General features: G+C 68.8%; 13 protein-coding genes. 10 read left to right on the top strand and 3 right to left on the bottom strand.

Annotated features, from left to right (window positions below; all coding sequences use genetic code 11):
- The first annotated feature begins 103 nt into the window (after positions 1 to 103).
- On the top strand, positions 104 to 1846 hold the full coding sequence (locus tag OPU67_RS09215; protein WP_267619241.1) for a diguanylate cyclase: 1743 nt from the start codon (positions 104 to 106) through the stop codon (positions 1844 to 1846).
- A 130-nt stretch (positions 1847 to 1976) separates the two neighbouring features.
- Here OPU67_RS09215 and OPU67_RS09220 read toward each other — a convergent pair whose 3' ends face one another.
- Positions 1977 to 2369, bottom strand: a complete 393-nt coding sequence (locus OPU67_RS09220; protein WP_267619242.1) for an acyl-CoA thioesterase — start codon at positions 2367 to 2369, stop codon at positions 1977 to 1979.
- Positions 2370 to 2520: 151 nt separating this feature from the next.
- Here OPU67_RS09220 and OPU67_RS09225 point away from each other — a divergent pair, with 151 nt between their 5' ends.
- Complete coding sequence (locus OPU67_RS09225; RefSeq protein ID WP_267619243.1) at positions 2521 to 3195, top strand: hypothetical protein; 675 nt, start codon at positions 2521 to 2523, stop codon at positions 3193 to 3195.
- An 88-nt stretch (positions 3196 to 3283) separates the two neighbouring features.
- Here the strand turns inward: OPU67_RS09225 and OPU67_RS09230 are convergent, their stop codons facing one another.
- Entirely contained in the window at positions 3284 to 5503 is a 2220-nt protein-coding gene (locus tag OPU67_RS09230) for a S9 family peptidase (RefSeq protein WP_267619244.1), read from the bottom strand.
- Positions 5504 to 5639: 136 nt separating this feature from the next.
- Here OPU67_RS09230 and OPU67_RS09235 point away from each other — a divergent pair, with 136 nt between their 5' ends.
- From OPU67_RS09235 to OPU67_RS09245, 3 genes are all read left to right on the top strand, one after another.
- Positions 5640 to 7448 carry an aminopeptidase P family protein gene (locus tag OPU67_RS09235; RefSeq protein ID WP_267619245.1) on the top strand — a complete coding sequence of 603 codons (1809 nt, stop codon included), beginning with the start codon at positions 5640 to 5642 and terminating at the stop codon, positions 7446 to 7448.
- Between the two features lie 162 nt (positions 7449 to 7610).
- Complete coding sequence (locus tag OPU67_RS09240) at positions 7611 to 8024, top strand: VOC family protein (RefSeq protein ID WP_267619246.1); 414 nt, start codon at positions 7611 to 7613, stop codon at positions 8022 to 8024.
- Positions 8021 to 8416 (top strand): cupin, encoded by a 396-nt coding sequence (locus tag OPU67_RS09245; protein ID WP_267619247.1) that lies wholly within the window; start codon positions 8021 to 8023, stop codon positions 8414 to 8416. The genes OPU67_RS09240 and OPU67_RS09245 overlap by 4 nt, the downstream gene beginning before the upstream one ends.
- Positions 8417 to 8755: 339 nt before the next feature.
- Here OPU67_RS09245 and OPU67_RS09250 read toward each other — a convergent pair whose 3' ends face one another.
- Positions 8756 to 10357, bottom strand: a complete 1602-nt coding sequence (locus tag OPU67_RS09250; protein WP_267619248.1) for a helicase HerA-like domain-containing protein — start codon at positions 10355 to 10357, stop codon at positions 8756 to 8758.
- 98 nt (positions 10358 to 10455) lie between these two features.
- Between OPU67_RS09250 and pabB the strand changes: the two genes are divergently transcribed.
- The 5 genes from pabB (at position 10456) to OPU67_RS09275 (ending at position 14453) form a co-directional block, all read left to right on the top strand.
- Positions 10456 to 12264 (top strand): aminodeoxychorismate synthase component I, encoded by a 1809-nt coding sequence (pabB, locus tag OPU67_RS09255; RefSeq protein ID WP_267619249.1) that lies wholly within the window; start codon positions 10456 to 10458, stop codon positions 12262 to 12264.
- A gap of 45 nt (positions 12265 to 12309) precedes the next feature.
- On the top strand, positions 12310 to 12972 hold the full coding sequence (locus OPU67_RS09260; RefSeq protein WP_267619250.1) for an RluA family pseudouridine synthase: 663 nt from the start codon (positions 12310 to 12312) through the stop codon (positions 12970 to 12972).
- Positions 12965 to 13393, top strand: a complete 429-nt coding sequence (arfB, locus tag OPU67_RS09265) for an alternative ribosome rescue aminoacyl-tRNA hydrolase ArfB (protein ID WP_267619251.1) — start codon at positions 12965 to 12967, stop codon at positions 13391 to 13393. Before OPU67_RS09260 ends, arfB begins: the two co-directional genes overlap by 8 nt.
- A gap of 138 nt (positions 13394 to 13531) precedes the next feature.
- Positions 13532 to 13699 (top strand): 50S ribosomal protein L33, encoded by a 168-nt coding sequence (rpmG, locus tag OPU67_RS09270; RefSeq protein ID WP_017664380.1) that lies wholly within the window; start codon positions 13532 to 13534, stop codon positions 13697 to 13699.
- A 79-nt stretch (positions 13700 to 13778) separates the two neighbouring features.
- A complete protein-coding gene (locus tag OPU67_RS09275) occupies positions 13779 to 14453 on the top strand; it encodes a LolA family protein (RefSeq protein ID WP_267619252.1) in 675 nt (224 codons plus the stop codon).
- The last annotated feature ends 192 nt before the right edge of the window (positions 14454 to 14645 follow it).

Consider the following 14645-nt stretch of genomic DNA (forward strand, 5'->3'; position numbering starts at 1 on the left):
TGCGCGCAGGTCTCGCAAGATCATGAAAATAAATCAAATTTAATGCGATCCGGAGGGGTCGCGCTTAACAGCATCGTAAGGGTCGGCGTGGTAGCTCGCGGGCATGGCTCTCTGCCGCCTCCTCGTCAGGGTCGCTTCGGCAATTCTCGTCCTCGCGCTGCTGGTCTCCCGGCCGGTTGCGGCTGAGGATCATGCGGTGCCGAGTTACGCGCCCGCCTGCCATGCCGCGACCGATGCCGCGCGCACGGCCGCGCAGATGCGCGCCCGCGCGGCGTGGGTCTGCGACAATGCCGGCTGGCGCTCGACCACGCCCGCCGCGTGGCTGCGCTTCGAGGCCTCGGCCTGGGCCGGCGCGGAGCCCCCGCGCGCCTTCTTCACCCGCATCTCGCGCTTCGAAAGCATCACCTTCACCGCCATCGATACGGGCGGCACCGCGCGCACGGCGACCTACACCGAGGCGGACGCGCGGCCCATCGCCGCCGGTCCGGTGTTCCGCCTGCCGCTCCCCAAAATCACGCCCGACACCGCGCTCCTGCTGGTGCGCATCGCCGGCCCGCATTCCGTGCCGCTGCTCACCGAGGCGCGCATCGCCACCAACCCGGTGCTCGCCGCGGAACCGCGCATCGACATCGTGCTGCTCGCCTTCGTGATGGGAATGCTGGTCCTGCCGCTGCTGTTCGACATCAGCTTCTTCCTGGTGCTGCGCGAGCGGTTCGTGCTGATGCACGCCGGGATGGTGGCCGCGATGATGGTCTACATCCTCGCCGCCGGCGGGCTCGTCTCGGCCTATGTCACGCTGCCGGTGCGGCTCTTGGCAGTGATCGGCCCGCTGTCCTACGCGCTGGGCGCGGGGCTTTCGGCGCTGTTCCTCGTCTCCTTCCTCGAACGCGGGGCGCAGTCGCCGGCGATGCGGCGCCTGACCATCGCGACCGGCTGGACGACGATGCTGCTGCCAGGCTTCTGCGCGCTCCAGCTCGATGCGACGCAGGCCTTCGACGATGCCGCCTATTTCGTCACCTTCCTCCCCTGCATCATCGTCATCAGCGCCGCCGTTTTCGAGGCGCTGCTGCGCGGCAGCCGCTCGGCGCGCTACATCGCCGCCGCCTGGGCGCCGATCATCATCGCCTCGGTGGAACGGCTGCTGCGCGGCCTCGGCCTCCATGTCGGCCCGGCGAGCTATGACGAGCTGCTCTACATCGCGGTCGGCATCGAGGTGGTGGTGATCTCCCTCGCGATCGCCGACCGCTTCCTCGCGATCCGCCGCGAGCGCGACGCGGCGCTCACCGAAGCCAAGATGCTCGAGCAGATCTCGACCCGGGATTCGCTCACCGGGCTGATGAACCGGCGGGCGATCGAGGCGCGCTTCGATGCGCTGCTGGCGCAGGGCTTCGACACCTTCGCGCTGGTCGACCTCGACCGCTTCAAGGCGATCAACGACCGTCACGGCCACCAGGTCGGCGATGCGGCGCTGGTCGCCTGCGCGGCGGCGCTGCGGGCGAACGGCGATCCCGACGCGATGGCGGTGCGGCTGGGCGGCGAGGAGTTCGTGGTGCTGCTGCGCGGGCCCCGCACGCTCGAGCGCGCCGAGGCGCTGCGCCAGGCGATCCCGATGCGGATCGCGCAGGAGGTGCCGGGGCTCGAACTGCCAGTCACCGCCAGCATGGGGGTGGTGATGCTGGCCGACCCGGCCCGCCACCGCATGACCTTCCACGCCTTCTATGCCCGCGCCGACGCGCTGATGTACGAGGCCAAGGCCGCGGGCCGCAACCGCATGAACTACGAGCGCCTGACGATGTTCACCGCCGCCCCCGAAAGCCGCGCGGCGGGCGAGGAACGGGTGGCTTAAGCGACCGAAGCTCCGTTCGTGTCGAGCGTAGTCGAGACACCGGTGCGAGGCCTCTCGACTAACGTCCGAAGGGCGGCAGCCTGCCCTCAGCCTGCCGAAGGGCTCGAGGCGAAAGGATTAGGGATGATCCTTAGAGGAAAGGCCCCAGCACCTCGGGCCGCACGCGGGCCAGCCGCCCGGTGGCGCGGTCGATCATCGCCCAAGTGGTCGCGGCGCTGACGAGGCGTTTGCCGCTCGCATCGGTGAACTCCACCCGCCGCAGCGACTTGGCGCCCATCGCCCCGCCCTCGATCCAGGTGGACGCGGTGACCTCGGCGCCTTCGGCAACATTGCCCCGGTAGTCGATCTCGTGCCGCACCACGACCCAGAAGAACGCCGCGCGGTCCTCCGGGCGCGCCACTGCGTCCCAGTGCGCGGTCGCCATGTCCTGGATCCACTGCACCCAGACGGTGTTGTTGACGTGGCCGAGCTCGTCGATGTGCTCGGGGAGCGCGGTGAAAGTGCGGGTGAAGGTCGAGGGCATGGACAAACTCCGTTCGCCTCGAGCGAAGTCGAGAGGCAGTGCGCAGGTGTCTCGACTTCGCTCGACACGAACGGAGCTGGGGTAGCTGGCGCTGCTCGGCACGGCAAGGATCGCAAGCACTTGTTAGCGCGCGCCCGCTAGCCTGCGCGCCATGACCGACACGCCGTCCGACAAGCCCGAGCATCCCGACCGCGGCTTTCGCCCGCGCTTCACCTACGAGCAGCCCGCGGGCAGCAGGGGGAAGAGCTTCGTCGTCACGCCCGAGGGGGCCTTTTCCTACGAGGGCGGGAAAATGACAACCGTCGCCGACGCGGTCGATGTCTTCTGGAGTGCGGTCGAGGCCGATCCGCGGCGGTGGAATTCCGCCCTGAAGGGCTACGACTGGTTGCTCGAACACGCCGGTGAGGCAAGCCGCGAGGACCTGCGCCGCGCCTTGGGCTGGCTGGAGGGCGCGCTGGGCCTGCGCGACCGCACCGCCACCGTCGCCGCCTGCCGCTACCTCGCGGCGATGCCGGCGATGCTGCTGGCGAGCGATTACGGGCGACTGCTGGCGATCTTCAACAGCCGCAAGGTGGGGATGGTGTGGCAGCTCACCCCCGATCTCGACAAGCGGCCGCTCCCTTCGGGCCCGATCCCGCGCTTCGGCAACGAGGCCGGCTTCGGCCTGATCCGCGCTGTGCCCGAACTCTACCTCAAGCTTGCGATGTTCGGGATCGAGATGGAGGCGGTCGTCGCCGGGCTGGCGGCAGAAGCGATCCGCTACGGGGTCTCGCTTCCGCCGGAGCTGGTGGAACTGGCCAAGGGGGAACCCGGTCAGGGCAAATAGCCAAAACCCCGTTCGCCTCGAGCGCAGTCGAGAGGCCGCGCGACGTGCCTCGACTTCGCTCGACACGAACGGGGTTTGGGGGCGGGGCCTACTGCTTCGGCGCCATGCCCATCTGCCACAGGATGAAGGCGAACTCCTCGGCCGTCTCCTTGAGGCTGTTCCAGCGGCCCGACTGCCCGCCGTGCCCTGCGCCCATGTTGGTCTTGAGGAGCAGCAGGTTGTCGTCGGTCTTCAGCTCGCGCAAGCGGGCGACCCACTTGGCGGGCTCCCAATAGGTCACGCGCGGGTCGTTGAGCCCGGCGGTCACCAGCATCGGCGGGTACGCCTTGGCGGTCACCTGGTCGTAGGGCGAATAGGATAGCATATAGGCGAAGGCCGCCTTGTCGGTGATCGGATTGCCCCACTCCTGCCACTCGCCCGGTGTGAGCGGCAGCTTCTCGTTGAGCATGGTGTTTACGACATCGACGAAGGGCACGTGAGCGACCACCGCGCCGTATTGCGCAGGGTCCTGATTGATGATCGCGCCCATCAGCTCGCCGCCCGCCGAGCCGCCGCTGGCGGTGACTTTCCCCTCCGCCGTGTAGCCCCTGGCGATCAGGCCTCGGCCCGCATCGACGAAATCGTTGAAGGTGTTGGTCCGCTCGAACAGCTTGCCCTGGAGATACCAGCGCCGCCCGAGGTCGTCCCCGCCGCGGATATGGGCGATGGCATAGGCGAAGCCGCGGTCGACGAGGCTGAGGCGGGTCGTCGAGAAGCCCGGCGGCACGGCATAGCCATAGGCGCCGTAGGCATAGAGGTGGAGCGGCCCCGGCCCTTCGATGCCCGCCTTCTTCAAAATTGCCGCGCGGTCCTTGCGCATCACCACGCTGACCGGCACCTGCGTCCCGTCTCGCGCGGTGATCGTCAGGCGTTCGGAGACGTAGAGCTTGGGATCATAGCCGCTCGGGATCTCCTGCGTCTTGAGGGTCTCGAGCTTCCCGGTCTTGACGTCGTAATCATAGACCGTGCTCGGCGTCACCATCGACTGGTAGGCGAGCCGGAGCTTTTTCATGTCGTATTCGGGGTTGTTGGAAAGCCCCGCGGTGTAGCTCGGCTCGGGGAAGGTGATCGGCGTGACCTTCGCCGGCGCGGCGTATTGCCGGAGCTGGATCTGGTCGAGGCCATTGAGCCTCCCTTCCGTGACGAAGAAGTCCTTGAAGAGGTCGAAACCGGTCAGGTAGAACTCGTCCGAGCCCGCGATCACCGTCTGCCACTCGCCCGGCTTCGCGAGCGAGGCCTTGGCCAAGCGGAAGTTGATGTGATCGTCGTTGGTGAGCACCCACAGCTCCCCGTCGCGCACGTCGACCGAGTATTCGACGCCCTTCTTGCGCGGCCTCACGAGGATCGGCGCGGCGGTGGGGTTGTCGGCGGGGACGAGCCGCACTTCGCTCGTCTCGTTGTCGCCGGTGGCGATCACCAGCCAGTCCTCCTGCGCGGTGAGGCCGGTGCCGACGCCGAAAGACTGGTCCTCCTCCTTGTAGAGCGTCACGTCCTCAGATGTCGGCGTGCCGATGACGTGCATCTTCGCCTCGAGCGTGCGCCACTCCTCGGTCGAGGGGCCATAGACGAGCGCGGTGTCGTTCTTCACCCACACGAGATCGCTGCGCAGGTTCTCGATGACGTCGGGCAGGTGCTCGCCGGTCTGCAAATCCTTGATCCGCGCGGTGTAGCGTTCCGACCCGTTGGTGTCGGTGGAGTAGGCGAGATAGCGCCCGCTCTTGCTGATCGAGGCCGCGCCAAGGCGGAAGTATTCGAGGCCCTTGGCAAGCTCGTTCTCGTCGATCAGCAGCTGCGCCTCACCCCCGGCGACAGGCTTCCTGTAGTGCTTGCGATACTGCGCGCCTTCCTCGAACTCGGACCAGTAGAGCCAGTCGCCGTCCTTCTGGGGCACGGTCGAATCGTCCTCCTTGATGCGCGCGCGCATCTCGGTGAATAGCGCCTCGGTGAAGGCCGCCTGCCCGCCCATCTTCGCCTCGAAATAGGCGTTCTCGGCCTTGAGGTGGTCGAGCACCTCGGCGTCGTCCACCTTGGGATAGGACTTGTCGTAGAGCCAGTCGTAGGGGTCCTCCACGGTGATCCCGTGGACCGTGTAGGTGTGCGGTCGCTTGGCGGCGACGGGCGGCTTGATCTCGGTGGCGGCGGCGGAAGTCGTGGTCACGCTCGGCTGTTCCTCTCGGGTGTTCGCGATGGCGGGAGCCGCCAAGGTGGTGGCGGCGAGCGGCGTGGCAAGGGCCGCGGCAAGGGCAAGGCGGCTGATCGGACGCGTCATCGAAAGTGCTCCCCTGGGGTGGTGCCCGCGCCCGCGCCTCCCGGGTGGAAAGACGCGGGCGAGGGGCCTATGCTGGTGCTTGTAATGAGACATTGTTGCGCGGCAAGAGCCCGCGCCGCGCCCGAGGATCGACGATATGCTGATGCAGACCCACGAAGCCCGCCTTGCCGCCCTGCGCGAGGAACTGAAGCGCCGCGGCCTTCACGGCTTCGTCGTCCCGATCTCAGACGAGCACATGAGCGAATATGTCGGCGACTATGCCCAGCGGCTGAAGTGGCTGACCGGCTTCGGCGGCTCGGCGGGCTTCGCCTGCGTCACCCTCACCCACGCGGCGATCTTCGTCGACGGACGCTACACCGTGCAGGTGCGCGAGCAGGTCGACGGCAATCTCTTCGAATACCGCTCCATCCCCGGCGACACCCTGGCGGGCTGGCTCGCCGAGGTGAGCGAGGCCGGCGCGCGGATCGCCTATGACCCGTGGCTCCACACCCTCGCCTGGGCGGAAGGACTGGAGCGGGCGCTCGCCGCAAGCGGCATCGCGCTGGTGCCGGCCGAGGGCAACCCCCTGGACGCCGTGTGGGCCGACCGCCCGGCCCCCTCGCCCGCACCCGCCGTGCCCTTCGACGAGGCGCTCGCCGGGCGATCCTCGGCCGACAAGCGCGCCGCCGTCGCCGACTGGCTCGAGCGGCACGGCCACGACGCGGTGGTGATCCCCGCGCTCGATTCGATCGCCTGGCTGCTCAACATCCGTGGGCAAGACGTCGCCCACACCCCCGTCGCGCTCTCCTATGTGATCGCCCACAAGGACGGCAGCGCCGAGCTGTTCATCGCGCCCGGGAAGGTGACGCCCGATCTCACCCGTCACCTCGGCAATGCGGTGACGATCCGCGACCGGGCAGAGTTCGAGGGGGCGCTCGGCTCCGCCTTCGCGGGGAAGAGCGTTGCGCTCGATCCGGATTTCGCGGTCGCCGCCGTCGCGCTGGCGCTGAAGGCGGGGGGCGCGACGTTCGCCTTCCGGCAGGACCCGACGATCCTTGCGAAAGCGATCAAGAACGACGCCGAGCAGGCCGGCCAGCGCGACGCCCAGGCGCGCGACGGGGCGGCGGTGAGCCGCTTCCTGCGCTGGCTGGAGATCCACGCCCCCTCGGGCGAGGTCGACGAACTCGGCGCCGCCGCGCGCCTCCAGGCGTTCCGCGAAGAGGACCCCGGCCTCTCCGATCTCAGCTTCGACACCATCTCCGCCGCCGCCGGCCATGCCGCGCTGCCGCACTACAAGGTCGACGAGGACAGCAATATCGCCATCCCCCCCTCCTCGATCTACCTCGTTGATTCGGGCGGGCAATATCCCGGCGGCACCACCGACATCACCCGCACCGTGTGGGTGGGGCCGGGCGAGCCGAGCCAGGAAATGAAGGACCGCAACACGCGGGTCCTCAAGGGCCACATCCAGCTCGCCCGCGCGGTCTTCCCGCAAGGCACCGCCGGCGGGCAGCTCGACGTGCTGGCGCGGCAATACCTGTGGGAGGCGGGCGTCGATTACGCCCACGGCACCGGGCATGGGGTGGGCAGCGTGCTCGCCGTCCACGAAGGGCCCCAACGCATCGCCAAGCCCAATGGCGGGCAGGCGGGCACCGCGCAGGAACTGCACGCCGGCATGATCCTCTCCAACGAACCGGGCTACTACAAGGCGGGCGAATACGGCATCCGCATCGAGAATCTCGTGCTGGTCGAGGAGCGGCAGATCGAAGGGCAGGAAGGCCGCTGGCTCGGCTTCGAGACGCTGACCTTCGTGCCGCTCGACCGCCGGCTGATCGACACCGCGCTGCTGACGGCGGAGGAGATCGCATGGGTTGACGCCTATCACGCGAAGGTGCGCGAGCTTCTCTCGTCGCGGCTGGCCGGGGACGATCTGGCATGGCTGGAGCGCGAGACGCAGCCCCTCTGACGCCCTCGCCTCCCCGGCCCTGAGCCGGGGCCCCGCTGTTCTCCTGCGGCAGGGAGCGGGGCCCCGGGTCAAGCCCGGGGAGGCGAAGCTCTCTCCTTGTTGGAACCTCAATGTTCCTGTAATGTTCTCCTACAGCGATTCGTCTTCACGGGAGGAACATCAATGATCGGCTACGTCACCCTCGGCACCAACGACCTCGCCCGCGCCGCCACCTTCTATGACGCGATCGCCGCGCATTTCGGCGTGGGGCGCATGATGGAGTTCGACAGCTTCATCGCCTGGGGCGAATACGGCGGCGCGCCGGGGATCGCGGCGACCATGCCCTTCGACGGCGAGCGCGCCACGGTCGGTAATGGGGTGATGGTCGCGCTCGAGGTCAAGACGCCCGATCTCGTCCACGCCATCCACGCGGCCGCGCTCGCGCATGGCGGCACCTGCGAGGGCGAACCCGGCCCGCGCGGGAACGACGGCTTCTACGCGGCTTATTTCCGCGATCCCGACGGCAACAAGCTCAACGCCTATTGCATGGTCGCCCCCTCGGACGGTGCCGGCGCGGCGGCGGGCGATGGATCGTGACCGCGCCCCGGCTGGAGGAACGGTTCATCCATCTCGGGCGCGGGGCAAGGGCGGTCGAACAGCCGCCCTTCTCGGGCATGGCGTGGTACGAAGGCTACGGCGCGCGTCACGGCGATGACGGCGCGGAAGGGCGGCTGGTGTCGCAATACACCTTCACCGAAAGCTGGACCTCGTGGGAGATGCACCCGGCGGGCGACGAGGTGGTGATCTGCGTGGCGGGATCGCTGGTGCTGGTGCAGGAGCTGGCCGACGGGAGCGTGGCGCAAACCGCGCTTGCGGCGGGCGAGTATGCGATCAACCCGGCAGGCGTGTGGCACACCGCCGACGTCGCCGACAGCGCGACCGCGATCTTCATCACCGCCGGAGAGGGCTCGCAGCACCGGGAGCGGTGAGCGGCCTCCCCGCGCCGCTGCTTCGCGGTAACGGCGTCCGCCCCCGGCTCGCTTTGGCGCGGTCAAGCCGCCGCTCCCTCTTCCCCCCCTCCCCCAAGGGGAGGGGCCGGGGGTGGGGGTTCCGCCGCCACCGGCGAAAGGCTGCCTTCGGCTCAGCAAGCTCCAAACGCGTGACCGGACCTCGGCACCTGCCGGAAAGGCACCCGCGCCTCGCCCCCGCCCAGCCCGCGCGAGACCCGCGCTCGGCCCGGCCCAGACCCCCCTTAGACCCCTGCCAGACCCCTGCCAGACCCTCGCCAGCTGCGGTGTTTCACGTGAAACATCGGGTCCGGCCACAATTCAGCGCATCAGCCCGCCGATCAGGTTGCGCACGAAGCGTCCGACGATCGGTCCGGCAAGGTCGGTCGCGATCGATCCGGCCGCCGAGGTCACGCCCGAGGCGATCGGGTTCGCCCGGCTCTTCTTGCCCAGCGCCTTGGAGGCCGCCACCCCCGCCGCCCCGCCGAGCGCGACCTTCGCTCCCGTTTTCAAGGCCTTGCCCCACAGGTTCGGGCTCTTGCGCGCCTGTCCGCGGACCGCCTCCTCGCCTTCTTCGGCGACCTGTTCGGCCGTCGCGGCGGCATCGGCGGCCTTGGCGGCGAGCACCTCGGCCGCGCTCTCGCGGTCGATGCGCGTGTCGTACTTGCCCTCGAGCGGGCTAACCGACTGGATTATCGCGCGTTCCTTGGGGGTGACAGGCCCGAGCCGCGAACGCGGCGGGGCGATCAGCGTCCGCTCGACCACCCCCGGCGCCCCGTCGCCGTCGAGCGTCGAGACCAGCGCCTCACCCACCTTGAGCTCGGTTATCGCACTGGAAACGTTGAGCTTCGGGTTGACCCGGAAGGTCTCGGCCGCGGCCTTGATGGCGCGCTGGTCGCGCGGGGTGAAGGCGCGCAGGGCGTGCTGCACCCGGTTGCCCAGCTGCCCGGCGACTTTCTCCGGAATATCAATAGGGTTCTGCGTCACGAAGTAGACCCCGACCCCCTTGGAACGGATCAGCCGGACCACCTGCTCGATGGTGTCCATCAGCGCCTTGGGGGCATCGTCGAACAGCAGGTGCGCCTCGTCGAAGAAGAACACGAGGCGAGGCTTCTCCGGATCGCCGACTTCGGGAAGCGATTCAAAGAGTTCCGCCAGCAGCCACAGGAGGAAGGTGGCATAGAGCTTGGGGCTCCGCATCAGCTTGTCGGCGGCCAGCACGTTGATGATGCCGCGCCCCTGCTCGTCAACCTTCAGGAAATCGTCGATCTCGAGCGCCGGCTCGCCGAAGAAGTGGTCTGCCCCTTGCGCCTCGAAGCTGAGGAGCTGGCGCTGGATCGAGCCTACCGAGGGCTTGGTGACATTGCCGTACTTGCCTGACAATTCGGCGGAATTCTCGTTCGCCCAGGCGAGCAGCGCCTGAAGATCGGCAAAGTCGAGGAGCAGCAGCCCGTTCTCGTCGGCGTGGCGGAAGACGATCTGGAGCACGCCTTCCTGCGTCTCGTTGAGGTCGAGCAGCCGGGACAGCAGCAGCGGGCCCATTTCGGATACGGTGGTGCGGATCGGGTGGCCCTGTTCGCCATAAAGGTCCCAGAAGATCACCGGGTTGTCGCGATAGGCATAGTCGGTGATGCCCAGCTCGCGGGCGCGCGCCTCGAGCTTGTCGGCGTTCTTGAAGGTCGGCGAACCCGGCATTGCGATTCCGGCAAGGTCGCCCTTCACGTCGGCGACGAAGACCGGCACGCCGGCGGCCGAAAAGCTCTCGGCAATTCCTTGCAAGGTCACGGTTTTCCCGGTCCCGGTCGCGCCCGCGATCAGCCCGTGGCGGTTGGCGCGGCTGAGCAGCAGCGTCTGCCGCGATCCTTCCGCGCCGAGCCCGAGGAAGATTTCGCCCGCCCTGTCCGCCCCCGCACCCTCAACCATCGCCTGCCCCTTCCCGATCAGTTGTCCGGGATGTGCAGGCACCGCGCCCGGCGGTCAAGTTCTCGACAGCCGCGCCGTTTTGGTTAAGGCTGATCCGCATGGGAGTGCCGTTCGTTCTGCTCGATGATGCCCGTGACGGGAAGGGCGCCGCCGATGCGCTGCTCTACGAAGCCCCGCGCGCGCTGTTCGCCGCGCACCGGCCGGAGGAGGTGGACGCGGTGCTCGGCGCGGCCGATGCGGCGCGGCGCGAGGAAGGCGGCGCGCTGGCGGGCTACATCGCCTACGAGGCAGGCCTCGCGCTGGAGCCGAAACTGCGGCCCCGCGCCGCCGCGCGCAGCGGTGCGGCCGGCCCGCTGGTCTGGCTCGGCCTGTTCGGTGCCCCCCGCCGCATCCCGGCCGCCGAAGTGCCGGCCTGGCTCGGCAACCGCTCGGACGGCCCCGGCACCCTCGGTCCGATGGAGCCGCAGCTCTCGCCCGGCGGCTATGCGGCGGCCTTCGCCGCGCTAAACGAAGCCATTCATGCCGGCGACATCTACCAGGCGAACCTCACCTATCCGCTCGCCGGATCGTTCCGGGGCGATCCCGTGGGCCTCTACGCCGCGCTGCGCGACGGCGCGCGGGCCGGATATGGCGGGCTGATCTTCGACGGCGCGCACTGGCTCCTCAGCTTCTCGCCCGAACTGTTCTGCGCGCTGAATGGCGCCGAGGCCAAGGTCAAGCCGATGAAGGGCACCCGCCCGCGCATGGCCGATGCGGCGGCGGATGCGGCGATGGCCGAGGACCTTGCAAGCTCGCAGAAGGACCGGGCCGAGAACCTGATGATCGTCGACCTGATGAGGAACGACCTTTCGCGGGTCGCGGAAGCCGGGAGCGTCAGGGTCGATGCGCCCTTCGCGGTCGAAAGCTATCCGACCGTGCATCAGATGGTCTCCACAGTGCGCGCGCGACTTGCCGAGGGGCAGGGGGCGATGGACCTGGTGCGCGCGCTGTTCCCCTGCGGATCGATCACCGGCGCGCCGAAGATCCGGGCGATGGAGCTCCTGACCGAGGTGGAGCGTGATGCGCGGGGGCCCTATTGCGGCGCCATCGGCCGGATCGATCCGGATGGCAACGCCGCCTTCAACGTCGCGATCCGCACCCTGCGGCTCACCCCCATCGAGAACGGGCAGGGCACGGCGGTGCTCGGCATCGGTTCGGCGATCGTCGCCGACAGCGAGGCGATGGCCGAACGGCGCGAATGCGAGGTCAAGGCAGGCTTCCTGCGCCGCGCTGCGCCGGGGCTGACCGCGCCCGCCTGCGATCTCATCGAGACGATGCGCTTCGAGCCGGAGACGGGAATCGCGCTGCTCGAAGAGCACCTCGCGCGCATGAAGGCGAGCGCGGCGGTGCTCGGCTTCGCCTTCGATCGCCATGCGGTGCGCAACCAGATCCAGGCGCTGTGCTTCGAGCTCGACGCGCCCGCCAAGGTGCGGCTGCTGGTCGCGCGCAGCGGGGCGAGCGCGCTGGAGACGGCGCCGCTGCCAGAGCCCCGCGAGGCGCCGCTGCGCGTGGCGGCGTTGCCCCACCCTCTCGACCCTTCCGACTGGCGGCTCGCGCACAAGACCTCGGACCGGGGCTTCTACGAGGACGCCGCGGGCGCGGCCCGCAGCTTCGGCGCGGACGAGGCGCTGCTGGTGCGGGCCGACGGGCTGGTCACGGAAGGAAGCTACACCAATCTCTTCGCCGAGGGGCCCGACGGCGTGCTGCTGACTCCGCCGACGGCGCTGGGACTGCTCCCCGGCGTGCTGCGCGCAAGCCTGATCGCCCAAGGCAAGGCGCGCGAGGCGGAGCTGACGCTGGACGATCTGGCGGGCGGGTTCTGGCTCGGCAATGCGGTGCGCGGACTGGTGCGCGCGGTGCTGGTCTAGCCCGCAGCCGTTCGACAATCCCGAGATCAGCGGATAACGGGGGCCATGCCCGACATCCCCATCCTCTACGAAGACGGCGAAGCGCTGGTCATCGACAAGCCCGCCGGCCTGCCGGTCGACCGCCCGCGCAAGGGCGGGGCATCGCTAAATGACCATCTGGATCGCCTCAAGCTCGGTTTCCAGCGCCCGCCCGTCGCAGTCCACCGACTCGATACGGACACCTCCGGCTGCCTGCTGCTGGCGCGCAACCCCAAGGCGCTCGCCCGTTTCAACCGCGCCTTCGAGGAGCGGCTGGTCGGCAAGACCTATCTGGCGATCCTGGCGGGACGCCCGCCCGGGACGTCCGGCACCGTCGAACTCGCGCTCGCCAAGATCAGCTCGGCCGAGAAGGGCTGGCGGATGATCGCGGCGAAGAAGGGCAAGCCTGCCGTCTCGCACTGGGAACTGGTGGGGGAACTGGGGCCGCACAGCCTGATCCGCTTCCGCCCGGAAACCGGCCGCACCCACCAGTTGCGGGTCCATGCCTTGAAGGGATTGGGCGCGCCGCTGCTCGGTGATCCGGTCTATGGTGCCGGGCCGGTCGCGGGGGCGCGGCGCACCATGCTCCATGCCGAGAGCCTGGCCGTCACCCGCCCGGGCAAGACTGCGATCGAGGCCCGCGCCCCGCTGCCGGCCGACTTCCTCGCGCTCGGGGCGAGCGATGGATGACGCGGCGCCCGAACCGCTCGCGAGCCGCGCGCTGCGGCTTGCCAGCGAGAGCTTCCTTGCGGGCTCCGGCCCGGGCGGGCAGAATGCCAACAAGGTGGCGACGGAGGTCGAACTCAGGGTCAACATCTATGCCCTGCGCCTCAGCCCCCCGGTGTTCGCCCGGCTGCGGGCGCTGGCCGGGGCGAAGCTCGCTGGAAACGGCGACCTGATCGTCACGTCGAAGGCGCACCGGACGCAGGAGGCCAACCGCCAGGACGCCCGCGCAAAGCTTGCCGCGCTGCTGGAAGAGGGACAGGTGGAGCCCAAGCGGCGCGCGAAAACCCGGCTCAACCGGGTGGGCAAGACCGAGCGGTTGAAGGTCAAGAAGGTGCGCGGCGCGGTCAAGGCCAACCGCGGCAAGCCCCGCGCTTCGGACTGGTGACTGTTGTTGACTTTTCCCCGTGAATCGGCGAATGGCGCGCTCGTGTGCGGTGTGCCGGTCCGATCCGGGCGCGCCGCGTTTGTTTTTTGACGCCCGCGCCAATGCACCAGTGGGCCGACCAGTCGACAGGAAACCGCCATGGCGAAGCCCACCACCGTCAAGATCCGCCTCGTCTCGAGCGAGGGCACCGGCTTCTTCTACGTGACCAAGAAGAACCCGCGCAACATCACCGAGAAGATGAGCTTCCGCAAGTACGATCCGGTCGCGCGCAAGCACGTCGAGTTCAAGGAAGCCAAGATCAAGTAAGGTCGGCTTCCCGCCGCGGCCGCTGGCCGGGCGCGATAATTCATCGACAGTTCAAGCCCTCCGCCCTAGGCGCGTCGGCATGATCAAACACATCACTCCCGCCCGCACGCTTGTGCTGGGCCTCAGCACTGCCGCGCTCGCGCTCGGCCTTGCTCCCGGCAATCTTCCGTCGCTGACCCAGCCCGCCGCCGCGCAGACGGCGCAGGCGGGCGATCTCGACCGCGTCGTCGGCGCCCTGCGCGGCATCTCGACGATGAAGGCGGATTTCACCCAGACCGACCGCCAGGGCCAGACCCTGCGCGGCACGATGACGCTGAAGCGGCCCGGCAAGATCCGCTTCGACTATGGCAAGTCGGCGAACTTCCTCGTCATCTCCAACGGCAAGTCGCTCTACGTCGTCGACTACGAGGTCGCGCAGGTCGAGCGTTGGCCGATCGGCAATTCGCCGCTCGGCGCGCTGTTCGATCCCGACAAGGACGTGAAGCGCTTCGGCAAGCTGGTGGCGACCGGCAACCCGGACGTCGTCAGTGTCGAGGTGCGCGATCCCAAGAAGCCCGAGTTCGGGATGATCACGCTGATCTTCGTCAAGAACGCCGCCGCGCCGGGTGGGTTGCAGCTCACCCACTGGGTGGCGCTCGATGCGCAGAACAATCGCACCCGGGTGCAGCTCGCCAACCAGCGTTACGGTGTTGCGGTCGACGACAGCACCTTCACCTTCAAGGATCCTCGCCGCTCGGCTCGTCGTCCGGGATGAACGGGTGCGCGGCGATCGGTTGTATGAAAGCGACAGAAAAAGGTTCGCGTTCATGTGGCTGAAAGGCACAGACCGCTAGACCGACAGGACAGAGCGGGCCGAAGGGAGGTTTCCCCCCTGTTGCCCACCCTTCATCAGGGCCTGCTTTGTACAAGCGTGACGAACGCTCCATGGAACCCTCGACCCACCGCC

Origin of the sequence: Erythrobacter sp. WG, assembly GCF_026586795.1 — a bacterium.
GTDB lineage: Bacteria > Pseudomonadota > Alphaproteobacteria > Sphingomonadales > Sphingomonadaceae > Erythrobacter.